Raw genomic sequence first — 26,631 nt, forward strand, 5'->3', positions numbered from 1 at the left:
TCGGTTTTTTGATCTTTTGAATTAACCAATAATGATTTATAGCGTTCAACATAATTATCATTATGATGAGTAATGGGTATAATCTGCGGTAACTATATAAGCCGTAGATGCGTACTCTTTTTAACAATAATAGAGGACAGGCATGGGGGCCTGAATGTTTCTTATTGTTGTTATGATCAGGAATGGCAATTACCAAAGGCGTGGTATAATGGTTGAAAATTTGAATCCTCAAAATGCCGAGAAGGAAGACGAGATCGAGTCTGTGGAAGATGGCATCGTTGATATAGTAGACATAGTTGAAGATGATTCTCTTTCAGATGAACTTTACACAGAAGAACTTGATGAGAATATCGAGGACATGGAAAGCATTTCCACTGATGATGAAGATGAAAGTGATGATCAAAACAAACTACCAGAGGAAATTGAATCCTTATGGGAAAAGACGATAAAAGAGATTGCAGAAGAGGAGGAAGAAGTTGAGGAGTTTGAAGAGACTCCGATGTTCATTTTCAAGAAAGAACCTTTCCATAAGCGAGTTATCAATGCTTTCAAGACAAAGGACTTCGAGGTAGAGGAATATGATGTTGCCATCCATGGTCCTCTTGTAGATATTTCTCTGGATGAAGAGTCCGGGTTTGAAGAGATCGAGTTCTTTGAAATAAATCCTCCTTATTCTTATGTAAGAGTTTCTTATAATTCTGACCTTCATGAGTATCAATATCAGGTGCTTGAACCAGAGTTTACTGATGAAGAAGAACAATTGTTCAGGATGATCAAGGAGCGTATAGCTGAGGTTCTTCATGCACACTTGAAAAGCATGTCAAGAGAAGTTGCAGAAGAATACCTGCGTAAGAACGTCAATATCTTCCTTGTTGATTATAGGATCCGGCTCACCACTCTTACACGTGAGAAGATCATGTATTACATTATCCGTGACTATCTAGGATATGGTGAGATCGATGCCATGATGCGCGATCTGTTAATAGAAGATATATCCTGTGATGGTCCTAATACGCCGATCTACATATACCACAAGAAGTATGAGTCCATTCCTTCAAATGTGCTGTTCGATTCGGACGATCATCTGGACCCACTCGCTATCAGGCTTGCACAAATATGTGGTAAGCATATCTCCATAGCAAATCCGTTGCTTGATGCAACGTTGCCTGATGGTTCACGTATACAATTAACACTTGGAAGAGAGATCACTACCCGGGGTAGTACTTTTACCATACGTCGATTCAATGAGGATCCAATTACACCTTCCGATCTTATTGGTTATCATACGTTCTCGACAGCAATGCTGGCATACATGTGGCTTGCTGTGGATTCAAGCAAGAGTGTCATCTTCTCCGGAGGTACTGCTTCAGGAAAGACCTCTGCAATGAACGCTATTTCAATATTTATCCAGCCGGAAATGAAGATCGTTTCCATTGAGGATACAAGGGAATTGAACCTTGCTCACCCCAACTGGATCCCCGGTGTTACACGTGAAGCATTTGGTGGCGAATCCAAAGGTTCCATTGAAATGTATGAACTGTTGAGGGCATCACTGAGGCAGCGTCCGGAATATATCCTGGTGGGTGAAGTAAGAGGTGCTGAAGCATATGTTCTGTTCCAGGCAATGTCAACAGGACACACAACGTTCTCTACAATGCATGCTGACTCTGTGCAGTCGATCGTACACAGGCTTGAGAACCCTCCGATCAATATCCCGAGGATCATGATACAGGCTCTTGATATTGTATCTTTGCAGGTTCAGGTAAAAGTGGATGGTGAAAGGGTCAGGCGGTGTAAAACTCTTACAGAGATCGTTGGTGTTGATCCAAGGACTGGTGAGTTGCTGACAAATGAAGTATTCTCCTGGAATGCTGCAAAGGATCTTTTCCAGTACTCAGGCCGCTCCTATGTTCTCGAGAGTGTTATGGATGCAAGAGGTTGGACCGAGGCCAGGGTAAGGGAGGAGTTACAACAGCGTCAGGATGTCATGGAGTGGGCACGTTTGAAGAAGATCACCCATTTCAGGGACTTCTCTAAGATCGTGGTTGCGTATAAACGTGAACCTGAAACACTACTGAAAGTTATAAGGCAGGATTTGAATGGATAATTCATATTTTAGTATTGCATTTGCAATATTTGGGAAACACTATGTGAACAAACGTTCAAAGTATTTCTCACTTAGAAAAAACCTTATGAAAAGCAGGATCAACATAGGTTATGACAGGTACCTTTCAGGTGTCCTTCTAATGGCAATCATGAGTACTGTGTTAATGTCTATCCTGTTCAATGCGCTTCTGGCCATAATTCCAATTCCTGATATCTCTGGAATTGCACTTGGTTTCCCTGTATGGACCGCAAAATATGCTGCTTATAAGCTTCTTGCACTGCGCGTGTTCGGAGGCATTGGATTTGCAGTTCTCTGTTTCAGCAGTATCTATTATTTTGCCATATTATATCCGGCTATTGTAGCATCTGATCGAAAGCGAAAGATAGAACAGATGCTTCCCTATGGTATCAATTATATGTCTGCCATGTCCGGAGCAGGGGTTCTTCCGGTAGATCTGTTCCGTTCCCTTGCATCCAATGAGATCTATGGCGAAGTTGCTGTGGAAGCAAGATATCTTGTGCGTGACCTTGAAGTATTGGGGTATAACCTTGTAAGTGCAATGAAGAACCTCGCAGCTTCTACTCCTTCTCCAATGATGCAGGAATTCCTGCAGGGTTCAATTACCGTTGTAACATCAGGTGGTGATCTGGAGCCTTACTTTAAGATCAAGGCCGATCAATATCTTATCGACAACAGGCAAAGGCAAAAGGAATTCCTTGAGACGCTGGGTCTTATGGGTGAAACATATGTTACTGCATTTGTAGCAGGTCCTCTTTTCCTGATAGTAGTAATATCGATCGTAGCATTGATGGGTGGAGCAGACTTTATGTTCCTTTATCTGATGGTATATGGTATGATCCCAATTGGAACTCTTATGTTCATAGTTCTTGTCAGTGCAATGACGCCGGAGGAGTGAGAAAATGAAGGATGTAGAGAACACTGGATCTGATGATATTGCTGAAACTGGTGAGATTATCGAAGCCGATGAGCTTACTGAAGCCGATGGGATTGTCGAAGCTGATGAGATTGTTGAAGCCGATGAGATTGCCGAAGATGATGAGCTTGCTGAAGTTGATGAGCTTGCTGAAGTTGATGAGCTTGCTGAAGTTGATGAGCTTGCTGAAGTTGATGAGCTTGCTGAATCCGTTGATCTTGCCGAAGCCGATAATCTTGCTGAATCCGTTGATCTTGCCGAAGCCACTGAGTTTGGTCCAAACGGTGAACCTATTGTAATTCATGAAGCTGAGATCCCGGAAATGGATGAGTTGGAACTCAAAAGGATTGAACAATATGTCATTGATTTAAGGCTTGGAGATTCAAGAAAGAACATTCGCTTGAAAGAATTCCTTAAGGACCCGAAAGATGCATTTTATAGGTATCCTTATTATGCTATGTTATTCAGTGGCCCTGCCGCTCTTTTGTTCATGCTGGTGGGATTCTCGTTCACCTGGGGAACGCCAACTATCGACCATGTGATCTTATTTTCGGTGTGGATATTTATCATCCCGCCAGCAATAACCTATTACAGGAAGCATAAATTTGTCAACAAGGTCGAGGAGTACATGCCAAATTTCCTGCGTGATATTGCGGAAATGAGTAGGGCGGGCCTCACTCTCCCTGCAGCATTAGGTACTGTTGCAAAGGGTGAATATGGTGAAATGACGGATGAGATCAAGAAAATGGATGCATCTGTCTCCTGGGGTATTTCCTTTGAGGAAACCATCGAATACTTCGCAAAAAGAATGAACACTCCCCTTATATCACGTGCTGTAGCTCTGATCACTCAGGCAAGCCGTGCAGGAGGTCGTGTGTCATTTGTACTTGAAGCTGCTGCCAGGGATGCAAGCGAAATAAAGACACTTGAGAGGGAACGTCGTGGTAACATGGCTGTTTACGTAGTGATAAGCTACATTGCTTTCTTTGTGTTCATCTTTGTTATATTGATGCTGACAACTCGCTTTGTTCCGACAATGTACGAAGCAAGTCAGGCTGTGGCAGGTGCATCTGCTGGAGGTTCCTTTATTGGAGGTTTCGATCCCGATGCTTTCATACGTACCCTTTTCCACGCATGTCTGCTACAGGGATTCATGAGTGGTCTGGTTGCAGGACAATTGGGAGAGAATCGCCTTTCAGGAGGTCTGAAGCACTCATTCATAATGACCTTTATTGGCTGGATATGCTTCCTGATCCTATGATGAAAAGATGCTTGTAGTTCAACCAATAAACAAAGAAGTAAGAATATAATCTAAAAATAAATAATATATAGTAAAAAAATAACTTGGGAGAGTTCACTTCTTTAAAAAGGACTCTCGTGCTTTTTCTTTTATAGATGTGAACAGGTCATTTCCCTTTGTGTCAATACCGACAATGAGGGGGCCGAACTCAACGACTTCAAGTTCCCATACTGCTTCAGGCATTCCAAGGTCCAGCCAGTGAACTTGCGGTACATTCTTTATGGAACCTGCTGCAAGTGCTGCACATCCACCGGTGTAAGCAAGGTATATACATTTCCCTTTCAGGCTTTCAGCCACGTTGTTCATGCCACCTTTTCCTACAAGGGCACGGACTTTGAAATGCTCAAGAAGGTCCGGTGTCATCTTTGACATCCTGTCGCTTGTTGTAGGTCCGGCTGCAACGACAATCCATTTTCCTTCTATCTGCTGCATCAGGGGTCCACAGTGGTAAATAGCTGCGCCTTCCAGTTCAAAAGGCAGCTCAAGGCCTTCCTCATGCATTTCAAGGATGCGTGCATGTGCTTCATCGCGGGCTGTCAGGACAGTTCCTGTGAGGTAGACAATATCACCGGCATCGAGTTGTTCGACGTCTTCCTTCTTAAGAGGTGTATTTAGATGATATTCCATTATTCATCACCTCCGAGTGTGACGGAAGCATGCCGGTTTGCCCAGCACTGGATATTAATAGCTACAGGCAGGGATGCTGTGTGGCAGTGAGATGTGTTAAGATGTACTGCAAGAGCAGTGGTATCGCCTCCAAGGCCCATTGGTCCTATCCCCAGTGAATTTATCCTGGAAAGGACTGCCTTCTCTTCATCATTCATGTCATCTACGGTTCGTAAAAGTGAGGATTTAGCAAGCCTTGCAGCTTTGTCGAAAGAACCTCCGATACCGACACCTACGATAACAGGCGGGCATGGTCTCCCTCCGGCATTGAGCACGGTTTCAACAATGAAGTCATCAATGCTTTTAAGCTCGGTGGGGTTCATCATCTTCAGAACGCTCATGTTCTCGGAACCTGCACCTTTTGGGGCTACTGTTATCTTCAGATGCTCTCCTTCCACAAAGTCATATTTGATATCGGGAAGGCCTTCGCCTGTATTGTCACTGCTGTTGTTTCGAGTAAGTGGATCTACAGCATTTGGACGCAATGGGACCTGTTGGGTTGCTATCCTGGTAGCTTCAAGTATCGCTCCCTTAAGGTCAAAATCAATATGCAGGTCCCTGCCTATGTCGACATAAAAAATAAGTATGCCTGTATCCTGGCAGAGGGGAATGCTGTTGTTCCCTGCAATCTCTATGTTCTTAAGGATCGCTTCTATCTGCGATCTTGCAACGTTGCTTGATTCATTTTTTTTTGCTGTTTCAAGAGCTTTTATAACATCATCAGGGAGAAGTGTCTCAGCTTCTTTGATTGTGTCAATAGTGGCCTTAACTACAGCATCATAAGTTATCTTGCCAGTCAAAAAAGATCACCTTAAATGGTGCGGGAGAAGGGATTCGAACCCCCGAACGTCTACACGAGCAGATCTTGAGTCTGCCACCGTTGGCCACTTGGTTACTCCCGCATTTGAGAAATACGTTACCAGAAATAGCAGTATTTGTTATAAACTTATCTATTGTTCATTCGTATGTGCCTTTTTAATTTGAATGAAAGTGCTATTTTGCAGAAAATATGCTTTTCTTTGAAATATACTTATTAAAGAGTAAGTAATTGTAATCTAACGATGACGACAGATATACCTGAAAATAGTGCATCCTTTGACCCGCGCAGGATCGAAGAAAAGAACAAAGAAATGGTTCTGGGCATTTCAGATCGTGGTTGGCATCCAAAACAATTGACGGATAAGTGCAGCCCTGACTATAAGATTCATTTTGGCGGTGAAACACTAGATCTTGAGTCTCTTATGGATTTCATGGAATCCATCCACAAGGCTCTTCCTGATCTTCATTTTGTTGTTAATGATGTTATTGCTGAAGGTGACAAAGTTGTGACCAGGTGGACTGCCAGTGGTACGCATCTGGCTGATTTCCAGGGAGTTCCGCCCACACACAAGCCGGTTACATTTACCGGTATCACGATCACACGTATAGAGGATAGCCTGATCGCTGAGGACTGGGAAGAGGTGGATCAATTAAACTTTGCCCAGCAGTTCGGTGCTTTTTCATCTGATATGCTTTGAGAGGATCTGAATAATACTCAGGTCTTAATGGCATATCTTTTATACAAACAGATACCAGATTAGTTGAAAATGCATGGTCTTATTCCAGACATATAATCCCGGAGAATTCATTTGATAGAAACCAGAATTTTGATTGCCTTTTTCCTTTTGTACTGGGTCATTGTATCGATCCTTGACAAAAAAGGCATACTTGAGCGATATAACATCTCTACCTATGGTCCTGTACTTATGATAAGGACTCTCAGGGGCCAGAAACTGTTGGACTTCCTTGCAAAGCCTAAAAGTGCGTGGAAGTTATTTGCGAATATTGGCATAATCCTTATGTTCATTGGCATGTTCGCCATGTTCCTCATTATAGTTATATCAGATGTTGCCATGCTGTCTTCCATTGGGGATAATACACTTCCTGAACCGGGTAAGTTCAATGAGGCAAGGAACATTTTCCTAATACCGGGTGTAAATGAGTTCATACCTCTTTCCTGGGGTATTATTGCTCTTCTGGTAACACTTGTAGTACATGAGTTCTCACATGCGATCCTGTGTAGGGTAGAAGGCATCAGGGTCAAGTCCATGGGTATCCTGCTTGCTATAGTTCCTATCGGAGGTTTTGCCGAACCGGATGAGGAGGAGCTTTTCGGGGTAAGGGCGGAAGCTGATACTGATCAGGTCACAAGTTCCACTGATGGGCCTATCGAGAGGAAGGTCCTGGGTATAGATAAAAAGCCAGATAATAGCAAAGTGGCCACAAGGGAACAAAGGGCACGGATACTGGCCGCCGGTGTTATGTCCAATTTTATGGTTGCAGCAATCGCATTAATACTTTTGTTCGGTCCTGTCCTTGGAGCGATATCACCTCTTGGTGATGCTATGATAGTTAATGTTACACCTGATTCTTCAGCAGATATTGCAGGACTTCAGGATAACATGGTCATCACCCAGATCGATGATACTCCGGTTGCGAACGTGAACGATATTCTGCTTTATATTGATAATATTGAACCTGGTACTGTGGTGGAGGTGCATGCTGCCAAAGACCGTGTGGTCTCGACCTATGATGTTCAGGTGGCAGAACCCGGCCTACAGGAAGCTAATGGAGTCTTTATAAACAATATTGTTCCGGACTCGCCCGCTGAAGCAGCGGGTATCGAGAAAGGAATGCTTATCATTAACATTGATGGAACTCCAATAAATTCCTCCGATGACTTCGTAGTTTTCATGAGCTCAACAAAGGCCGGTCAGACGATCATGGTAGAGGCTCTGGTGGGCGATGGTCCTGTGGAAGAAGCATCCTCTGCTTTCTTTGAAGTAGAGCTGGCTCCGGGTCAGGATGCCACTTCTGAGAAAGGTTTCCTTGGTGTTTATTATAATGGACTGGAGATAACCTCTCTTGGCCTTACTGTGGGTGAGTTCCCTGCAAAGGCCTACCTTGAAGCCCTGCAGTCAATACCTTCACTGATGACCGGTTTTGTCGGCTGGGTCATTCTTCTGGGACTTCCTATCGTGGGCTTTGCTGGTGAAGGTTTCCCTGGATTTAGTGGCACACTTGCCCAGTTCTATCATCCTGTAGGGTGGGGTGAACCTCTGGGTATCGGTGTGTTCTGGATCGCCAATACTTTGCTATGGGTCGGTTGGCTTAATTTCTATGTTGGCCTTTTCAACTGTCTTCCGGCAGTTCCATTAGATGGTGGTCATGTGTTCAAGGACTATCTCAGGTCCTTTGTTGGCAGGCTCGTATCGGATGAGGGAAGGGCAACAGAGATATCAGCAGCCATAGCCGCAACTTTCACATTTGTGATCCTCATATCCTTCCTGTTCATGATATTCGGACCATATATCGTACATGGGTTCTGATGGCTGCAACAGTTTGGAATACATCAATGGATCAACTATGAATTGATATGAAAACATTATGAAAGTACTATGACACAACAAAACGTGGGAATCTAAGAGGTCGCGAGATGAGATATCCAAAATTCTTGAGTTCGTCGATTGCAGCTTATCTTGCAATGTCGATCTTTGTCGTTCTGTTTTATATGGTGCTTTTCATAAATCTGATGGAATATGAGGGGCAGCATGAATATGCCAATCTGGCAAATTCTATCTATTGGGTTATGGCTTCCGTAACTACAGTTGGTTATGGTGATATTGTCTTCCAGTCGATGATCGGTAAGATATTTTCCATTATAGTTATGCTCTCAGGTATTCCTTTGTTCTTTGGAATTTTGATCACACTTGTCATCACTCCCTGGTTCGAGAAAACGATGAAACTTCCTCTTGCTGTCAAGGTTCCAAAAAAGTATTCGGATCACATCATTGTCTGTGGGTATAATGCACTTGTGGAGACCCTGGTGGAGGAGTTTCAGGGGCAAAATACAAGTTTTGTTATTGTATCAGAAGATGAGGATGCTCTGCGAATGTTATCCAGGAATAACATTCCTTGCATGTATGGCGATCCAAGCGATGAGGTCACACTTGAGAATGCTAACATAAATTCTGCCCGCTTTCTCATTGCTAACCAGTCAGATAATGAAAATGCGAACATTGTTCTAACTGCTCGAAAAGTTAGTGATGTCAAGGTTATTGCTGTGGCAGAAGATGCTTCAAAGATAAAATACCTGAAATATGCTGGTGCTGATCGTGTCATATCACCAAAACTTGTACTGGGCAGGTTCTTTGCAAAAAAAGCAGTTGATCCCTTCCTTGGCGTACTTTTTGGTACTACCGAATTCTTTGATGGGTGTAGCATCGTAGAGTTTCCTGTATACTCAAAAAGTGAATTGATCGGAAAAACTCTGGCACAGTCTACTATTAATGAAAAGACCGGAGCTACTGTCATTGGCTTAAGAAAAGGGGGGCAGTTAACTTTTAATATTCATCCGGGTGATGTGATAAAAGATAATACTGTCATTCTTGCAGTAGGCAGCAAGGAACAGCTTCAGAAATTGGGCAAATTGACCGATTAAAGGGCGCAATATGATGATAACAAATGAACATTTGATCTTACTTGGCTATGGCGATGTTGGCAAAAGTATAGTTGAGGTATTTGTTGAGAATGATGTTAATTTCATCGTGGTCGATAAAAATGAGGCTGCATTATCAAATGTCAATTTTGACCACATCATTGGTGATGGGAATGATGAAGCTATCCTCAAGCAGGCAGGTATTGAGAAAGCATCTACGGTGATCATTACGTTGAATACTGATACCGAAGTTATCTTTGCAACTCTTATGGCACGTGGTCTAAAGCCTGATTGTATCATTTTCTCCCGTGCAAATTCTGTTAATTCCATTGATAAGTTATACAAGGCCGGAGCGGATTACGTAGCTTCACTTTCCATCGTGTCTGGTCAGCTGCTTGCCAAGATCACATCAAAATGCTCCCGTCCTGAATGCTATCAGCTTTATGAGGAGATCGTACTCTATGAGGGTATCGAGATCGAAAAGTTCCAGCTCAAGGAAGGTTCCGGTATGGTTGGCAATAGTATAGGAGAACTTGATCTTGTAAATAAATTTGACTGCAAGATCATAGGTGTGGAAAGAAAAGGCTCAGTGACTGTCTCTCTTCCTTCTTCCTTCATACTGGAGGTAGGCGATACGATTGCCGTAGTTGGAAACAGGGAGCATGTCGAGAAATTCAGGAATATCTTCCTTAAACAGGATTGAGAATTTCGGTGGATATACATTTATGGAGCTATTTTTCTATATTGCAATTGTTTTCTGCCTTTCCATCCTTTTCTCGTTCCTTGGAATGGGTGGTGCGATCATATATGTCCCTCTGTTATACTGGCTTGGGATGGACCTTTTGACAGCGATCGCAATTGCACTGTTGTTAAACGTGGTGACCACTTTTTCAGCATCGATAACTTATATTAAAAAGAGGATGGTGGATTTTCATACGGCTGCACCATTTATACTATCCTCTGCAATAGCTGCACCATTTGGGGCTTTTATTTCACGATCTGTTCCTGATACTACAACATTAAGCATATTCAGTCTGGTAGTTGCATTGGCAGGGTTCATTGTTATATTTTCAAAGAGGATCGGGAAGGCGGAAATTGGAATGAAGGCCAGCTGGAAAGCACGCTTTATTGTCGGTATCATTCTGGGCTTGTTTATCGGAACAGTTGCAGGAATGCTGGGCATTGGTGGCGGTACATTCCTGGTTCCTGTCTTGTTGCTTCTGGGATTTGGAATAAAGAGTGCACCTGCAACATCCGCATTAGTAGTTCTCTTTTCATCTCTGTCCGGATTTCTGTCACATATAGGTAGTTTACAGATCGATCTTTCACTTCTTGCTGCTATGGGATTTACGGCACTGGTGGGTGGGCAGATAGGTTCACGGCTGATGTATCTTCGGCATGATAAGCTTCGTTTATTCTTTGAACAGTATTTCAGTAAGATACTCGGTATGGTGCTGCTGTTGATAGCCGTGATGCTACAGTGGTCTCTTATTGGGAAATAAGGGTAAGGAAAATATGGCTAGGAAAGAAGGATTAGGGAATACGGTTGGGAAAGAATGATTAAGGAATGTGGCTGGTAAGAGGCGTGATGTGTAAGGTCAGGCTGATAAGATTCTGAACTTCTGCTCAATGCTCTCCTTTCTATGATAGAAAGGTTTAATACGAAACATCACAATGATACAACGCAATTCTAAGTTGTATGGGCCCGTAGGGTAGCCAGGACATCCTCATGGGCTTCGAAGTGGATTATTCCTCGAAGAGACCCATTGACCCGCGTTCGAATCGCGGCGGGCCCGTATTTTTTAACTTCATTTTTAATTTCTACTCAATATTTAGGTTCTTATCAAAAACTTATAATGTTTTGAAAATAATTATCATTTATGGATCTCAGATTAAAAGAAGAGATAAGTAAGTTTCATTTTTTTAATGTAAACTGGAAGGACATAGATATTTTTCTCTTGTTCTTTTTTCTGCCATCTATTTTATTGATGTTGTTTATACTACCTGATTATATGAAGTTCGATCATTTCATTCTCTTTCCATTGGAGCCAAGGGTCGAAACACTTTTTCTGTCCAACTATGTCCATTCTTCATATTCTCATTTGATGGAGAATGTGGTCTTTTATCTGATCGTCATGTTCCTGATCATTAATTTTGAAACCGACAGGAAATTTTTCATCATATCATTTTTGTTATTTTCTTTCGTCCTTCCATTTGTTGTTTCATTTTCAATGGTATATTTTATAGACCTTCCATTTCCTGTTCAGGGATATTCAGGAGTTGTAAGTGCACTGGTAGCTTACCTGATGTTTGCTTTTTACAGGTATTGCAAAAAGTATTATTGTCCTAAAATAGGGCACGAGTTCATTTATTTTTTGATATTTTTGAACCTCTTCCTGGTGCTTTTTAATTTGAAAGCCTCTATTTTCATGTATATGGGAATATCTATACTTTTACTGGTAACTGCTTATGCCAATCGTCCGTTCTTTGATTGTATTTCCCTGAAACTCCATTCATTTTGTGGATCAGGCATAAAGCACGGTTCCTCGAATTTGATTCTCTTCTATATCGGACTTGTCTATCTCGTTCTTGGATATTTTCTGATAGGTCTGCCATTACTGATCCCAGAAAACATCATAAATGAAACAGGAATTGTAAACAGTCTGGGGCATTATGCCGGCTATGTATTTGGATTAATGTCCGCTCTTATGCTTGAACAGGTAAATAAGATAATTTAAAAAAGAAGTTTCCCGGATATTTCCGGGAAGATTTGATGGAATATTTAATTTTAAGTCTGAAATATTATAATCTTACATTTCATTCTGTCATATCGATCTCAAAAGCAACGATCGGCTGGCCAAGGCCAAAGTTGACAATAACTCCTGGATAGAGTTCTCCCATTACACCAACCTTCTTACCATCGACAATGATGTCAGCACGTCTGCCTTCGATAAATGCAGGATCTGTTGATTCGGTTACCTCGTATTGAATATCCCTCTCCCTCATCACAGCGTCCAGGACTTCCCTGATCTCAGTGAAGTTTGCCTGCGCATGGATCGAGGCAGCTGAAAGGTGAAGCCTGTTCTTTGCATTCACAACAACTTCTCCGACCTCAAAGATGCGCTGGGGGAGCTCATGGTGCTGGTTCAGGGAGAATATTTCTATGAGATTTGGTAATATGGTTGTGCGGACCATTGTCTGGTCTTCGCTTATAGGGTGAAGCACGAACGTAACATCATCTGTCTCTTCACGTCCCATCCACTCAAAGTGTACTTTCTGGCTGGTGAGTGTAAAAGGCATGACCTCTGAATATCCCAGGCTTACCATTATCTCACGCATTGCTCCTCTAGTAAGGGATATTGGATGTGCGCTTCCTATGGTGGCATTCTTTGGAAATTTGCTCTGGATCTTGTCAAAGCCATATCCGATGGCAATATCCTCGATCACGTCAAAATTGTGCAATATATCTGCCCTGTAGGAAGGGACCATGATGTCGAAGTTCTCTCCGTCATCAGAAAGGCTTGCACCGAATCCCATTCTTTCCAGCTCGTTGATGATCTCCTCATTAGTAAGTTCCACGCCTATTAGTGAATCGATCTCTGATCTTGGAAGTTTGAGATCGCGAGCTGTCATGTCAGGAGTTATCTTTTCAGTTCCATCCGGATAGGTGATCTTCACCGATTCGACCTCGCCCCCCCTCTCTGCAAGTGCGGTCACTACGATGTTAAGTGCAGTGTAAACAGCATCTCCCAGACCGGTCACATCAATGAACAGGTCAGTAGTGCTTTCTTCTACTCTTGTAAGCGTTCCATTGATGATTGGAGGGAATGAAAGTACATTTTCCTTTGAATCAGTTATCAATGGATATTTTTCCATTCCTTCAAGGATGTCGGCAAAGCGTACTCCCTTTGGATGTTCCGCAAGGATCTCATCCATTGTCATTGGTTCTGTAAAGTCAAGAGGTACGAATTTATAATCCGGGTCAACAGCCTGATATTTGAATGGCGGGGTGATACTTGCCATGTCGTGAACGCCGATGGAAACTTTCTTCCTGTTCCTTCCAAGTCCCCAGTGTAGGGATTCCTGGAGGTCCATCAGGGATTTAATGGAGCTGGATGTGAAGTTTATTCCCCTTACAACCGCACAGCCAAGTACCGGGCGGACATTCCCGATCTGATCATCAAGCTCTATCGTAATGTCTGATGGTGTTACGTCATAATGACAAAGCCCGGTTTCGATGTTCATAAATCCGCGCATGGCTCTTGCCACTCCTTCCACACTGTAAAGGTCAGGGCGGTCAGGGAAGAACTCAATGTCTATGGATTCTTTTTCGATACGTTCGATGTCTGCACCTATCATTGGTACGCGGTCAATGATCGTGTCCTTGTCTGAACGTGTGAGTGATTCCAGATCCTCATATTGTAAGGTAATTATTGGCATGTGGGATATCTCCGTGGTCATATTATATGACCATTAGCAATTTGAACCGATAATAGAACGAACATGTGTAGCTTTTGATTTAATATTTTTCATTAATTTTCTTTATAATGTGCTCATTTAAATGCAATAAGTTTAATAATAGATACTGATAATTATCATTATGATAATAGGTCACACCATCTGTGGCTATCATATGCACAGACCTCTTGCGGTGTAACAATGGCAAAAAAGGCAGAAGATAATCTGAATGGCGACAAGTTGAATGGCATTGAAGATGCTGATCATAAAACTGTCGAAGGAAAAGACTCTGGTGAGGCTAATGAAGGTGAGGATCTTAGCGACACACTATCTGAATTTCACAATAGTAATGAAATTAATGAAGAAGACCTTGAAGCAGTTATTCTAACACCAAGAAGCAGATCAAGAAATAGCTTTGTTAATCCTCCTGGAAGGAACAGTTTTGATAATGGTGATGAGGATCTTAATGTCCTTCTGCCAAGGTCAGAGAACTTTGCCCGTCCAGAGAAAGAATTCAGGTCCAACCTGGAGGACTGGAGGCCGAAGAATGGCTATCCTGAGGGGTTTGAACCTGTTAGCATTGACCCGGAAGAATTCGAATTATCTGCAGGCAGGCAGCAAAGTGCGACAGAAACTGTCCCGAAAATGCACATTGAGCTTACAGAAGAGGGCAGTGGGGATAATGAGATCCCGGAGGGTTTTCATCTTGCCGGAGAACCGGTAGGTAAAGAGAGTAATGATCCGGAAGAACCAGTTCCGGAACTTTCAGATGCTTTCGGAAAAAGTGGGGTCGAAAACATTGATGCCGAAAGAGGTGTTTCTGCCGACGATCTTCAGGAAGAACTTATCTCTGCAGATGACGAGGAATCCTTTTCCGCTGAAAAGATCGGCTTTAAGGAAAAAATAAAGAATCTCTTCAGAAGAGAAAATGAAGAGGTAGAACCCTATGATCCGGAAGTCCATGACATCCTTTCAGAATTTACAGGTGTCGAAGACTATGAGGAAGTAGAACGTTACTGGATCTCGGAACCGTATGTTTTTATTGTAATTCTTTACAATGAGGATCGAAATGATCATATTTATTATGTGGTCGAGCCGTCACTGTCTGACTTTGAGCAGGTATTCCTGACCGAAATAAAGGATCGTCTTCATAATGAGCTTCTGGTAGAAGATATTGATGAAACTGAAGACAAGGAAAAAGTGCTTGAAAAAGAGATCCGTGAAATCATCAAGGACTATGCTATCGAAATAACTCCTGCAATGCTTGAGAAGGTATTTTATTACATTAAGCGTGATTTCATCAAATTCGGTAAGATCGATCCATTGATGAATGATAGTTCAATAGAAGATGTTTCCGGGAATGGTCACAGTAAGCCAATCTTCCTTTATCACCGTGCTTATCAGAATATTGCTACTAACATTATTTTTGAGGAAAAAGAACTTGATTCTTTCATTATCCAGCTTGCACAGAAGAGTGGTAAGCATATCTCAGTGGCAGATCCGATGGTAGATGCCACTATGCCGGATGGTTCAAGGATACAGATGACACTTGGTGTCAGTGTTACAACCCATGGTAGTACATTTACTATCAGGAAGTTCAGCGAGGATCCTATCACTCCGGTAGACCTCCTGAAGTGGGGAACATTCTCTCCGGAATGTATGGCATATCTTTGGTTATGCATTGAGAATAACAAGAGCCTGATCTATGCCGGTGGTACTGCATCCGGTAAGACTTCTTCACTGAATGCTGTATCTCTGTTTATCCCTGAAAAAGCTAAGATAATAAGTCTTGAAGATACAAGGGAATTGAAATTGCCTCATCCAAATTGGATCCCTGGTATGACCAGAGATTCCTTCACCGCGGATGATCGTGGTTCTGTAGATATGTATGATCTTCTAAAGGCTGCATTACGTCAGCGTCCGGAATATCTCCTTGTCGGAGAAGTTCGTGGTAAAGAAGCTCTGACACTTTTCCAGGCAATGTCCACAGGACATACCACTTTCTCTACAATGCATGCAGATTCAGTTCCATCTGCTATCCACAGGCTTGAGAACCCGCCTATAAGTGTGCCGCGTAATATGATACAGGCGCTGGATATTATGTGTATTCAGGCACAGACCTATTCCATGGGCAAGCGTGTCAGAAGAAATCTGAAAGTTGTAGAGATCATTGATATTGATCCAAATACACGAAATGTCAGGACCAATGATGTTTTCGTGTGGGATTCTTCGACCGATGCCTTCCACAGGACAGGTGATTCAAAAGCTTTGATGGATATTCGTATGAGGAGAGGTTGGGGTGCAATGGATGTCAACAGGGAATTGGCAAACCGGCAGCGTATACTGGAATATATGGTAGATAATGAAATTGAGGACTTTAAGCAGATCTCTGGTATTATTAATGCTTATCAATCCACACCGGATAAAATTTTGAAGGAACTTGATATGCTATAACGTTCTTTGGAGTGGTAAGGTGACAGAAGATATGTCTCAGGAAACAGCTCATGAAGGCCAAATCCAGGAAAAAGTTCCCGATCTTGTCGAAGAACATGGTAGTCTTCAGGATGTCGAACCTTCAATCGAAACAGAGGTAAACAGCTCCTCATCACTTTCTTCCGGGAGTAAAAAAGATTCATTCCTGAGTGGATTTAAACGAAAGTTATCCGGAGGTCCAAAAAAGGACAATGAAACTTTTGAAAAGTTCTTTGAATACTTTGCGATTTTAAAAAAGATCCCTTTTGCATTACTCGGTGATCGAATTAAGGCAAGGAAAGAAAAATATGCACATCTTCAGGTGCAACTTTTCCAGGCACGTGTTCCGCTTTCATATGAGATGTATGTTTCAAATGCGATTTTCTATTCAGTATTTTGCTGTATAATTGGCCTTATTCTTGGTCTTTTCCTCTCGCATGTTGTTGTGAATCTGATCGGTCTTCCTGATTCTATAACAAATCTGGAGTTCAGTACATCCACTTCCTGGATACTGCAATTTAAATCACTATTCGTCGGATTTTTGATAACCGCTCTTTTTTCTGCAATTATTGGAGGTGTCACCTATGTATCCTTCATGCTTTACCCCGCTTTCAAGGCAGGTGAACGTAAGGGTGACATCGACAGGCATTTGCCTTATGCTGTAACTTTCATGTATGCTCTTTGTAAGGGTGGCATGAATATCATTGAGGTATTCAGGCTATTGGCTCGTTCAGAGGATACTTATGGTGAAGTTTCAAAAGAAATAGATGCTATCCTGCGTGAGATGGATTATTTCGGACACGACCTTAGAACTGCTATCTCGAACATTAGCGAGGTAACTCCTTCAGAAAGGTTTCAGGACCTGATGCAGAACCTTCTGACCATCATTGACAGTGGTGGAAGCATTCCACGTTATTTCCAGGACAAGTCTGAACAGTACTTGCAAAAATCCATAGTGGACCAAAAAGGATTCCTGGAGACCCTGGCATTGCTGTCAGAATCTTATGTTACTGCATTCGTTGCCGGTCCTCTCTTTATCATCATACTTGGTGTTATGATGGCAGTAATGGGGTCCGGGTCGGATGTCATGGTGTATGCTATCATTTATGCTGTACTGCCGATCGGCTCACTGATGTTTGTTGTGATGATCAGTATTATCACTCCAAGTGAGAGTGGAGAACCTGATATCCTGCCTACTACGGTAGTTCTTGATCATGGTATTCCTCAGGTCCCATCATATCTTGAACCTGTATATAATGAAGCAGGTGAACTTATAGATGAGACTGAAGAAAAGGTTCAGGAGAGAGCATTGTATGAGGGTCTTGCAAAGTCAAAAAAATCATTATCATTTAGTGATTTCTTGCAGAATCCTCTCAAACCGCTGTTAAATAACCCTCTTTATACCCTTGCTGTTACATTACCAATTGCATTTCTGGTTATTTTGATCCCGTTCTTGATGAACAAAGGAGATCTGTATACAACATCCGATATCGTCGCTTTTATTGATGATTATATTGTGCTTGGTCTTTTCTTTGTGATAGTGCCTCTTGCTATTTTCCATGAGATTAAATCTCATAGGAAGAAAAGTCTTGAGAAAAATTTCCCGGATTTCTTAAAAAAGCTTGCAAGCACTAACGAGACTGGAATGACCCTTCGTGATTCCATAACACTGATGGCAACTTCAGGTAAAGGAAGCCTTGGCAAAGAGATCCACAATATCTGGAAGGACATCTTCTGGGGAATGAATGTAAATGATGCTCTCATAAGGTTTGCCAACAGGCTTCGGACTCATGTTATAGCGCGTTCTATGACCCTTATTACAAAAGCCAATGAATCAAGTGGTGATGTGGGTGAAGTACTTCTGGTAGCAGCACGCGATGCGGCATCAGAACAGTCTATGAAACGTGAGCGTTCGATGAACATGATGATCTACATAGTGATCATTTATATTGCGTTCTTTGTGTTCGTTGGTGTCATCTATGTTATTTCCACGACCTTCCTGGCAGAGATGGCAAATGCTGGTGAAAAGATGGCTGAAGCAGGAACCCAGGCTGGAGGATTCCTTGGTAATTTCGACCTTGATGCATACACTCGTTTATTCATGCATGCTTCCCTTCTTCAGGGATTAAGCTCCGGGCTTATGGCAGGGGCAATGGGCGAAGGTAATGTACTTTCAGGACTGAAACACTCAATAGTCATGATCACTGTCGGTTATCTTATATTCACCCTGTTCGTATGAGTAGTTGTTCTGCTCAAGCAGGACAATTACAATGATGGGAGATTTCAATGAAGATAGTGGGAATTGATGAAGCTGGAAAAGGTCCTGTAATAGGTCCGATGTGTATTGGTGGTGTGAGAATTGATAAGAGTAAAATTAATGCTCTTAAGAATCTCGGGGTTGCCGATTCTAAGAAACTGTCGCCAAAAAAGAGAGTGCATCTCGCGTCCCAGATCAAGAAATATGCAGATGACTATTATGTTTTTGAAGTTTCCCCTGACCAGATAGATGAGCTTCGCAAACTTATGACCATGAACGAGATCATGGTGCTTGGTTTTGGAAATGTGATCGAGAATCTTTCGGGTGACGAGATCTATGTGGATGCAGCGGATGTAAAAGAGGAACGCTTTGGTAAACGTCTTCTTGAGAATTATTTGAAAAATCATCCTGACATAACGGTTCCGAAAATAGTTTCAAAACATGGTGCAGATGATCTTTTCCCTATAGTATCTGCAGCATCCATTATAGCGAAGGTCAGGCGTGATGAACTTATTGAGGAGCTCAAAAAAGATATTGGTGTGGATTTTGGAAGCGGATATCCCTCTGATCCAAAGACCAAGAAGTTCCTGAAGGATTGGTATGATGAGCACGGTTCACTGCCGGATATCGTCAGGCATTCCTGGAAGACTGCACAGAACATCGTTGAAAAGTAAGATAATCTGATAATCTGGGATGGATCGGTTTAGTTCAGCAGGGGTATATCGGAGTACATCTAGACAAAAATATGTTTTCGGTAGACCATATTTTACTAGAATGATCTGCGCTAGGCCAGATTGTACTAGAAAAAATTGTGTTACTAGATTGCAGTAGAATTAGTCGTACTATATATAAGAGTTAATTATAGAATATAAAGAAAAAAAGTTGAGTATATTCAGGCAATATTACCTGTTGTTAATATACTCCACCATTGACTGGAACATCCTGATGCCATCATTGGAGCCGAGGATTGATTCAGCTGCTCTTTCCGGATGAGGCATAAGACCCATTACATTCCTTTTTCCGTTCAGTATGCCTGCAATGTTCTCCTGTGAACCGTTAGGGTTTACCTCATCGGTCACACGGCCTTCTTTGTCAACATACCTGAAGGTTACAAGCTTTTCATCTTCCATGGCTGAAAGGGTTGCTTCATCAGCATAGAAGTTACCATCCATATGAGCGATGGGTATGCGGATGACCTCTCCTTCCTTGAAAGCGGAAGTAAATGGTGAGTCTGTGGTCTCAACTCGCAGATTTGTCCATTCGCATCTGAATTTCGGATATTTGTTGGTCATCAGGGCACCATTGAGGAGTCCTGATTCGGTCAGTATCTGGAAACCGTTGCAAATTCCCATGATAGGCTTACCCTCATCTGCCATCTTTTTTACGGAATTGATGATGGGTGTGCGTGATGCGATAGCGCCTGAGCGCAGGTAGTCACCGTAAGAGAATCCTCCGGGGATAATCGCACCTTCGAACCTGTCAAGGTCTGTTTCCTTGTACCATACACGTTCTGCATCTACACCAACAACATCTTCCAGTACGTGCAGAACATCAAGATTACAATTACTTCCACCAAACTCAATGATGGCTATTGTCATTTAAGCTTCCCTCATGTCTATGGTATAATTGTGGATGATCGGGTTTGCGATAAGCTTCTGGCACATCTCATCGACCTTCTTCTCTGCCCTTTCAGCGGATTCTTCCTCAAGGTCAATGATGTATCTCTTTGATGTCCTCAGTTCGTTTGTGTGGTATCCAAGGTGTTCCAATGCCCTTTTGATGGTGGTACCTTCCGGGTCGAGCATTCCCGGTTTAAGCTCGATTGTTACTTCTGCACGATATTGCATTTTGATCCTCTGTTTTTGCTATAATGTGATTAGGGGTATAATGGTTATCAAGCAATTAAAAATATCGCTTTAACATACACTTTTAAATTACAATGTTTGTTTTGCATTCCATATTCTTTGTACAAGAGTGAAGTGTGCAAGTACTGCTATAATGGCTACTGCAATTAAAATATATCCTGTGATAGCACCCAGTACGAGTATAATAAGTCTTTCAGACCTCTCTGCAATTCCCACGTTCATCGAAGTGGATCCTGCGGCCTCTGCTCTTGCGCGTGTGTAACTGACCATGTACGAGCCGATCAATGCGAGAACGCACCATAGCCACAATGGTGCCTGCAGCAAGGTGGCCTGATGGATGCTTCCATTAACGGAGCCATAAATGATGCCTGCAAAAATGATAGCGTCTGCATATCTATCACATACCGAGTCCAATACGCCTCCAAATGGTGTTATGTTGCCTGAAGCCCTTGCAACTGCGCCATCAAGAACATCAAAGATACCACTTAGCATAATGAAGGCCGCACCCATGATAAGTTCGCCGATGGCAAACTCAAGGGCTGCAATGCCACTGATGAGCAGTCCTATGATGGTTAGGATATTTGGCGAGATCGGAATGTTCTTTGCAAGCGGCAAAACCGAGATTCTGATAGTGTCTTTTAGTTCATTGAAAATAATTGATCCCTCTTGCTATCAAGTTCTATCTATAGGGTTACATTATTAATGAAAGTACTTGTTAAAGTTAATTATAAACCGTGCTCAGTAACGTTCTTGAGCTTATTCATTGCATTCGCCATATTGTTCTTTGCATCTTCATATTCCGGGTCCACGTTGAGAACTTTTGCAAAGCAGGTGATAGCTTCCTCATATTTGCCAAGGTGGGAATATGCAACGCCTTTCTTATTCCATGTAAGGGCATATTTTGGATCAAGTTCCATTGTAACATGGACCTTCTCATAGCTTCTGATGGCTTCATGATACTCTCCCAATATATCATGGAGCATTCCTTTGTTTATCCATGCATTATCGTATTTAGGGTTGATCTCGAGGGCTTTTGTATAGGATTCGATCGATTCCTTATGGTAACCGAGGTAGGAATGTGCAATTCCTTTGTTGTACCATATATCTGGATTACGGGGATCAAGTTCTAATGCTTTTTCAAAACAGTAAACAGCTTTCTTATATTCGCTGAGGTCACAGTAAGCGATCCCTGTGTTTGTCCACACAAGTGCCAAAGCTTCTTCATTCCACAAATGAGGATTTCTGGAATCAGATTCAAGAATTGCAGAATAGTACTCTACTTTTTCTTCCGGATATTCTGCATGGAAGCCAAGATTGAACAGTGCTTCTATTGTTCTTTCCTTCTCTTCCATCAAATACGACTCCACCTTTATTTTTGAATAAAGATATAAAAATCTACCTTTTTTTAGGTATGCCAAATATAAATTGGTACACTTTTATTTTCCGGTATCTTTCAAATTAATAGGGCAGGCTTAGAATATATATTCAGTGGTCAATATACTTCGTTTTTTTTGTGAATTACTCTCTGTCTTCTATCTCTTCAGGTGTTAAGGTAGGTGAGTACTGGGGGAATACGATGAATGTGACAAGGAATACAAGTGCAATGTCGATAACAGTGACCGGGGCAAAATTACTGTTCATCGAGAATGGGTGGCTATCAATGTTGAAAATCCAAAGAGCGTTGTCAGGTCTGGGGCAATGATCGCTTTTTCGCTCTTCTTACTTGCCTCACGCATAGCTTCTGCGGGAGTGTGTCCTTTCTTTTTTTCTTCTATCTTTTAATATATCCGATACATAGATATATGGTTGACAGGTTCTTTCAAATAATGGGCAGGATAGCAGGTTATTTTAACACAGGAAATAAAGGGATCGATTCCAGTGCTATTTTCAGGGAGATGGAAATACGCAGACACTATGATGCTCTCATCTACACAAAAGATGAAGTCCTTGTTTTCCCATCCGGATCGGAGATCCCGGATATCTCTTCTAATGGCTCCATGATAACTTTCTTTGACCCTGCAATGACTTCCTCGACTACTTCCTCAATGATAGATCTTTCATCACCTGTGAAGGATGTTATAACTATTTGTGATGTTGATCTTTATAATCGGGAAGATCTATCTGAAAATTATGAAAAGGCTGTTACTGATGCTATCAGTAATGATGCTGATCTTCTTGCTCTGTTCATTCATAATTTGCTTAAAAAAGCATATAATGATAAATTAAATGAATTGGATATCCTATCTTTTCTTGACACATCACTTCGTCAGCTACGTGGTGTTTATGCATTTGCCTGTAAGGTAGATGGGAAAGTCTATCTCGGCAGGGATCTCATAGGTGTCAAGCCTCTTTGGTATGATCTTTCCAGTGGGCTTGCTTTTGCCTCTGAGAAAAAATTCCTTGAAAATGCAGGTTACATGGATATAAAGGAACTTTCTCCCCGGCAATTATTATGCTATGATCTCGAGGAAAACACAATTATGCTGCATGGTCGTGAATTCCTTTCCGAGCCAGTTGAGGTTGGGGGATCGGAGGATGATGTTCGCGACGAATTACTAAAATTACTGATGGATGCAGTTTCAGTACGCGTTCCTGATGAGGACTTTGGTGTTATGTTCTCGGCAGGGATCGATTCTACTATCCTGGCTTCCATCTGCAAGGATGTCGCCGAAGCAAAGGGTGTTTCTGTGACCTGTTATTCTGTTGGACTCTCCGGTGATACTTCCTCACCGGATATTATCTGTGCTAAAAAGATAGCCGGAGAACTTGGACTTAATCTGAAGGTTCATGAGATTGACCTTGACAAAGTTGAAGAATACCTTAAGGTGGTCGTACCTCTGATCGAGGATGCCAGTGTCCCAAAGACAGGTGTTGCCATTACAATGTATGCTGCGAGTGTTGCAGCGAAGAAGGATGGTGTCAATGTCCTTTTTGCAGGTGCCGGCGCAGATGAGCTCTTTGCTGGATACAACCGTTACAAGCACTCCGGGAGCATTAATCAGGATTGCTTGAAAGACATCCTTGAGATGCATGAGGTTAATACATACAGGGATGACACTGTTGCTTCGTTTACAGGAATAACCCTGCGTCTTCCATATCTTGATGAGAAGTTCGTAGAGTATTCCCTGTCTATCCCGGAAAAGTTCAAGATGTCTGATGGCATGAACAAAGTGGTTCTACGCAGGGTAGGCGAGGAACTAGGTATTCCGGATATGATCACAAAGCGCAGCAAGAAGGCTGCTCAATATGGAAGCCGCTTTGATAAAGCGTTGGCAAAATTGTCAAAGAAAGCAGGTTTTAGCAACAAGACCGATTATATCAATAGTTTTGAAGGAGAATGATAAAGTGAAACTGGGTGTTCTTTTTAGTTCCGGAAAAGATTCGAACTATGCATTGCATATTATGCAGGAGAGGGGTTATTCTATCGAATGCCTGATCACTATCAAGAGCAGGAATCCTGATTCATATATGTTCCACACTCCCAATATCGATCTTGCACGACTGCAGGCCGAAGCTATGGGATTGCCTTTACTGGAAACCTTCACTCAGGGTGAGAAGGAACTTGAGCTTGAAGATCTTAAGAACGCGATCATGCAGGCTCAGGATGAATATGGAATTGAGGGCATTGTGACCGGTGCACTATATTCCAATTACCAGAAGGACCGGATCGAGAAGATATGCAATGAACTGGGTCTTGAGTCATTCTCTCCATTATGGCACATCGATCAGGAGCAGGAAATGAGAGAGCTGCTGGAAAAGGGATTTGAGTTCATCTTCAGTAGCATTGCAGCATATGGTCTGAACAGCAACTGGGTTGGTAAGATTATATTTAGCAGTGATGTGGATCGGCTTGTAAAGCTCAACGAGAAGATCGGCTTGAACATTGCAGGTGAGGGTGGCGAGTTTGAGAGCTTTGTTACCGATGCTCCGATGTTCATGAAAAAGATAAAGATAAATAAGTTCAGACTTGTCGAACGTGATGAGTACACTGCAAATGTTGTAATTGAGGATGCAGAACTTGTAGATAAGAATAATAAATAATAAATAATAATATAATTTTTTTAAAAATAATTTAATATAAATTTAAAACAAAATTAAAACGAATTTAAAAATGATTTAAAAAAATAAATAAAAATAAAATTATTTTATTTTTTAGAAATGAGTTAATTTTGATCTAAGCTAACCGATCAGAATATAGTTCCTCTGTATATTTGCAGTCCATCGTCTGAAACTGTGAGGATGTATGGGTCCATACTATGGGCTGATGCACGCATTTTTTTAACTCTTATGAAACGATTTGTACTATCATCTTTTGTATGAACTCCCAGTTCGATTATCCCATCTGCAAGATAACCCTCGAAGTCATGGTTAGGCCCATTTGGATCTGCCATTTCCAGGATCAGGAACGTAGTCAGTTTCTCTCTTCTTAGTGGTTCTAATAGGTGATAGAGCCTTTTTCTCATAAGGCGTGGTTCGACATCCATCAGGGAATAAAGCGCTCCCAGTGAATCCAGTGTTAAGCAAGTAAATTTATCTCCCAATTTATGCTTGTACTGAATGATATTTGTCTCTATAAGGTTTAATAGATCTCCTGAAAATTCATCATACTGGAGCCTGTAATCAGTAAAGTCTGATATGGCTAGATTTTCCGAAAGTTCTATTCCCATACTTTTCATATTCTCAAGGTGGCTTCGCTTATTTTGTTCAAGAGTTATATATATTCCAAATTCACTGCTGTTATCCAGGTATTTTGAAAGTATGGAGAATGTCAGTCCTGATTTGAGACTTCCTGGTGGACCAGTTATTAGAACTACACTTCCTTTTGGTATGTCGTTTTCAAATATGTCATCAAGGCCTTGAATTGTATCTATAAATCTCACTAATACCACCATTTGTTGTATCGTATTTTTTTGATAATATTTCTCAGACTTATGCAGTTTGATCCATTGTTATTGTAAAGTCTCTTTGAAATGTTCCAAACTAACGCTTCTTTCAAAGTTCAGGTTATGTCTGATATTCTCAAAACCATTATTTGATAGGGTCTTGTCTGGTTCAATAAGTCGGTTGGCAATTAACTCGTTTAATTGTGAATTAAGGTATTTCGGTTCAAAATACAATGTATTTGCTATATTGTAATCTTCTTTGATATTCAGATAAAGACATGCCAATAATCGGGTCTGAATATTTTCCTTTTCATTAAATATTATTTCTAATGCAAGTATTACCTGTGAGTTTTCGCATTCAATATCAATTGATGTGCCAGATCTGGTTTGTATGTGAATATATGGTTTGCTTATATTTGACACTTTCAGACCTATGTCTTTTATTTCCGGTACCATTATGTAACGCCAGAGGTCTTCCAGAAATACAGAACCCGATGTAAATGAATATTCGTATTTCTTTGTGAATTGAACTATAGTGTCCTTTGGTTTTAAGTCATTGGATGCTATCTGTGTTTCAATTTCTGGTTCCAGTTCAAAAGGAAAAGGTTTTTCAATGGCAGGATCAGATGTTTCTTTTGTCTTCTCAAGATAGTATTGGCCTTGCTGTGTTATTCTTGCAGATTTATCAACCAGATCTCTTCTTTTAAGCGTCTCAAAAGCACGTTGAAGTATGTTCCTGTCTTCAGATATCAGTGGTAAATAACTATTGATATCTTTTGTTCCGGTTGCCAACAAGTTCAAAAGCTTTATTTCTTCTTCCTTTAGACCCTCAAAACTAGTATTAACTCTTAATCCAATCTTTTCAATTAAATGATCCTTTATTTGTGCAAGATCTTGTGGATTACCTGCCAGGATCATTGAATGTTTTATGTGTGAAGAACCAAATAACGAGCTTTTCTTGTAGTTCACCATCAGCTCATCTAAATATCCACTTTCTTTACGGATATCATTGATAACCGCTGGTGAGATGTCAATGCATACGTTTTCTAGTGATCTGAGAGGTATTACTTTCCAGCTGGTTTCCGTAGGGAACCAGATCTCATTATCTGTAAAGTTAACAACACCATGTTCCCAGGAAAAAACCTGTGCATTCATGCTGTTTACAACTTGGGGTAAATCGATAGCATATGAAATTTCAGCTTCCATTTTGTA

General features: G+C 41.6%; 24 protein-coding genes and 2 tRNA genes. 15 read left to right on the forward strand and 11 right to left on the reverse strand.

What is annotated here, in order from left to right:
* Nucleotides 1–154: 154 nt before the first annotated feature.
* From J7W08_RS02625 to J7W08_RS02635, 3 genes are read left to right on the forward strand one after another with little or no spacing between them, the layout of a single operon-like run.
* Nucleotides 155–2,107 (forward strand): type II/IV secretion system ATPase subunit, encoded by a 1,953-nt coding sequence (locus J7W08_RS02625; protein WP_233085102.1) that lies wholly within the window; start codon nt 155–157, stop codon nt 2,105–2,107.
* A complete protein-coding gene (locus tag J7W08_RS02630) occupies nt 2,100–3,023 on the forward strand; it encodes a type II secretion system F family protein (RefSeq protein WP_233085103.1) in 924 nt (307 codons plus the stop codon). The genes J7W08_RS02625 and J7W08_RS02630 overlap by 8 nt, the downstream gene beginning before the upstream one ends.
* A 4-nt stretch (nt 3,024–3,027) precedes the next feature.
* Nucleotides 3,028–4,302 (forward strand): type II secretion system F family protein, encoded by a 1,275-nt coding sequence (locus tag J7W08_RS02635; RefSeq protein WP_233085104.1) that lies wholly within the window; start codon nt 3,028–3,030, stop codon nt 4,300–4,302.
* A gap of 93 nt (nt 4,303–4,395) precedes the next feature.
* Here J7W08_RS02635 and J7W08_RS02640 read toward each other — a convergent pair whose 3' ends face one another.
* The 3 genes from J7W08_RS02640 to J7W08_RS02650 form a co-directional block, all read right to left on the reverse strand.
* Nucleotides 4,396–4,968 (reverse strand): FumA C-terminus/TtdB family hydratase beta subunit, encoded by a 573-nt coding sequence (locus J7W08_RS02640; RefSeq protein ID WP_233085105.1) that lies wholly within the window; start codon nt 4,966–4,968, stop codon nt 4,396–4,398.
* Nucleotides 4,968–5,807 carry a fumarate hydratase gene (locus J7W08_RS02645; protein ID WP_233085106.1) on the reverse strand — a complete coding sequence of 280 codons (840 nt, stop codon included), beginning with the start codon at nt 5,805–5,807 and terminating at the stop codon, nt 4,968–4,970. The genes J7W08_RS02640 and J7W08_RS02645 overlap by 1 nt, the downstream gene beginning before the upstream one ends.
* A 16-nt stretch (nt 5,808–5,823) precedes the next feature.
* Nucleotides 5,824–5,909, reverse strand: a tRNA-Leu gene (locus J7W08_RS02650).
* Nucleotides 5,910–6,068: 159 nt separating this feature from the next.
* On the opposite strand from J7W08_RS02650, the gene J7W08_RS02655 reads away from it, so the two are divergent.
* The 7 genes from J7W08_RS02655 to J7W08_RS02685 all read left to right on the forward strand — a co-directional run bounded on the left by J7W08_RS02655 (nt 6,069) and on the right by J7W08_RS02685 (nt 12,222).
* Nucleotides 6,069–6,524: an ester cyclase gene (locus tag J7W08_RS02655; protein WP_233085107.1), complete on the forward strand. Its 456-nt coding sequence runs from the start codon at nt 6,069–6,071 to the stop codon at nt 6,522–6,524.
* Nucleotides 6,525–6,635: 111 nt separating this feature from the next.
* On the forward strand, nt 6,636–8,375 hold the full coding sequence (locus J7W08_RS02660) for a site-2 protease family protein (protein WP_233085108.1): 1,740 nt from the start codon (nt 6,636–6,638) through the stop codon (nt 8,373–8,375).
* Between the two features lie 107 nt (nt 8,376–8,482).
* Nucleotides 8,483–9,487, forward strand: a complete 1,005-nt coding sequence (locus tag J7W08_RS02665) for a potassium channel family protein (RefSeq protein WP_233085109.1) — start codon at nt 8,483–8,485, stop codon at nt 9,485–9,487.
* A gap of 10 nt (nt 9,488–9,497) precedes the next feature.
* Complete coding sequence (locus tag J7W08_RS02670) at nt 9,498–10,187, forward strand: potassium channel family protein (RefSeq protein ID WP_233085110.1); 690 nt, start codon at nt 9,498–9,500, stop codon at nt 10,185–10,187.
* A gap of 22 nt (nt 10,188–10,209) precedes the next feature.
* Nucleotides 10,210–10,986, forward strand: a complete 777-nt coding sequence (locus tag J7W08_RS02675) for a sulfite exporter TauE/SafE family protein (RefSeq protein WP_233085111.1) — start codon at nt 10,210–10,212, stop codon at nt 10,984–10,986.
* 199 nt (nt 10,987–11,185) lie between these two features.
* Nucleotides 11,186–11,280: transfer RNA gene (locus tag J7W08_RS02680), tRNA-Arg, on the forward strand.
* A gap of 216 nt (nt 11,281–11,496) precedes the next feature.
* Nucleotides 11,497–12,222 carry a rhomboid family intramembrane serine protease gene (locus J7W08_RS02685; RefSeq protein WP_233085112.1) on the forward strand — a complete coding sequence of 242 codons (726 nt, stop codon included), beginning with the start codon at nt 11,497–11,499 and terminating at the stop codon, nt 12,220–12,222.
* Nucleotides 12,223–12,301: 79 nt separating this feature from the next.
* Here the strand turns inward: J7W08_RS02685 and pheT are convergent, their stop codons facing one another.
* Entirely contained in the window at nt 12,302–13,924 is a 1,623-nt protein-coding gene (gene pheT, locus J7W08_RS02690) for a phenylalanine--tRNA ligase subunit beta (protein WP_233085113.1), read from the reverse strand.
* 219 nt (nt 13,925–14,143) lie between these two features.
* On the opposite strand from pheT, the gene J7W08_RS02695 reads away from it, so the two are divergent.
* The 3 genes from J7W08_RS02695 to rnhB are packed head-to-tail and all read left to right on the forward strand — an operon-like array spanning nt 14,144 to nt 19,345.
* Nucleotides 14,144–16,396, forward strand: a complete 2,253-nt coding sequence (locus J7W08_RS02695; RefSeq protein WP_233085114.1) for a type II/IV secretion system ATPase subunit — start codon at nt 14,144–14,146, stop codon at nt 16,394–16,396.
* 31 nt (nt 16,397–16,427) lie between these two features.
* Entirely contained in the window at nt 16,428–18,653 is a 2,226-nt protein-coding gene (locus tag J7W08_RS02700) for a type II secretion system F family protein (protein WP_233085115.1), read from the forward strand.
* 47 nt (nt 18,654–18,700) lie between these two features.
* Nucleotides 18,701–19,345 carry a ribonuclease HII gene (gene rnhB, locus J7W08_RS02705; protein WP_233085116.1) on the forward strand — a complete coding sequence of 215 codons (645 nt, stop codon included), beginning with the start codon at nt 18,701–18,703 and terminating at the stop codon, nt 19,343–19,345.
* A gap of 228 nt (nt 19,346–19,573) precedes the next feature.
* On the opposite strand, the gene purQ is transcribed toward rnhB, so the two are convergent.
* The 5 genes from purQ to J7W08_RS12190 form a co-directional block, all read right to left on the reverse strand.
* A complete protein-coding gene (purQ, locus tag J7W08_RS02710) occupies nt 19,574–20,269 on the reverse strand; it encodes a phosphoribosylformylglycinamidine synthase subunit PurQ (protein WP_233085117.1) in 696 nt (231 codons plus the stop codon).
* Entirely contained in the window at nt 20,270–20,518 is a 249-nt protein-coding gene (gene purS / locus J7W08_RS02715; RefSeq protein ID WP_233085118.1) for a phosphoribosylformylglycinamidine synthase subunit PurS, read from the reverse strand.
* An 87-nt stretch (nt 20,519–20,605) separates the two neighbouring features.
* Nucleotides 20,606–21,151, reverse strand: a complete 546-nt coding sequence (locus J7W08_RS02720; protein ID WP_233085119.1) for a CDP-alcohol phosphatidyltransferase family protein — start codon at nt 21,149–21,151, stop codon at nt 20,606–20,608.
* A 110-nt stretch (nt 21,152–21,261) separates the two neighbouring features.
* Nucleotides 21,262–21,888 carry a tetratricopeptide repeat protein gene (locus J7W08_RS02725; protein ID WP_233085120.1) on the reverse strand — a complete coding sequence of 209 codons (627 nt, stop codon included), beginning with the start codon at nt 21,886–21,888 and terminating at the stop codon, nt 21,262–21,264.
* A gap of 166 nt (nt 21,889–22,054) precedes the next feature.
* Nucleotides 22,055–22,177, reverse strand: a complete 123-nt coding sequence (locus J7W08_RS12190; RefSeq protein WP_259370111.1) for a hypothetical protein — start codon at nt 22,175–22,177, stop codon at nt 22,055–22,057.
* A 185-nt stretch (nt 22,178–22,362) separates the two neighbouring features.
* Here J7W08_RS12190 and J7W08_RS02730 point away from each other — a divergent pair, with 185 nt between their 5' ends.
* On the forward strand, nt 22,363–23,877 hold the full coding sequence (locus tag J7W08_RS02730) for an asparagine synthase-related protein (RefSeq protein ID WP_233085121.1): 1,515 nt from the start codon (nt 22,363–22,365) through the stop codon (nt 23,875–23,877).
* Between the two features lie 4 nt (nt 23,878–23,881).
* Entirely contained in the window at nt 23,882–24,577 is a 696-nt protein-coding gene (locus J7W08_RS02735) for a diphthine--ammonia ligase (protein WP_233085122.1), read from the forward strand.
* Between the two features lie 146 nt (nt 24,578–24,723).
* Here the strand turns inward: J7W08_RS02735 and J7W08_RS02740 are convergent, their stop codons facing one another.
* Together J7W08_RS02740 and J7W08_RS02745 are read right to left on the reverse strand one after the other, a co-directional pair.
* Nucleotides 24,724–25,416, reverse strand: a complete 693-nt coding sequence (locus J7W08_RS02740) for an RAD55 family ATPase (protein WP_233085123.1) — start codon at nt 25,414–25,416, stop codon at nt 24,724–24,726.
* Nucleotides 25,417–25,485: 69 nt separating this feature from the next.
* Nucleotides 25,486–26,625 (reverse strand): hypothetical protein, encoded by a 1,140-nt coding sequence (locus tag J7W08_RS02745; protein WP_233085124.1) that lies wholly within the window; start codon nt 26,623–26,625, stop codon nt 25,486–25,488.
* Nucleotides 26,626–26,631: the final 6 nt, after the last annotated feature.

It is taken from the genome of Methanococcoides orientis, from assembly GCF_021184045.1.
Classification (GTDB): Archaea; Halobacteriota; Methanosarcinia; order Methanosarcinales; family Methanosarcinaceae; genus Methanococcoides; species Methanococcoides orientis.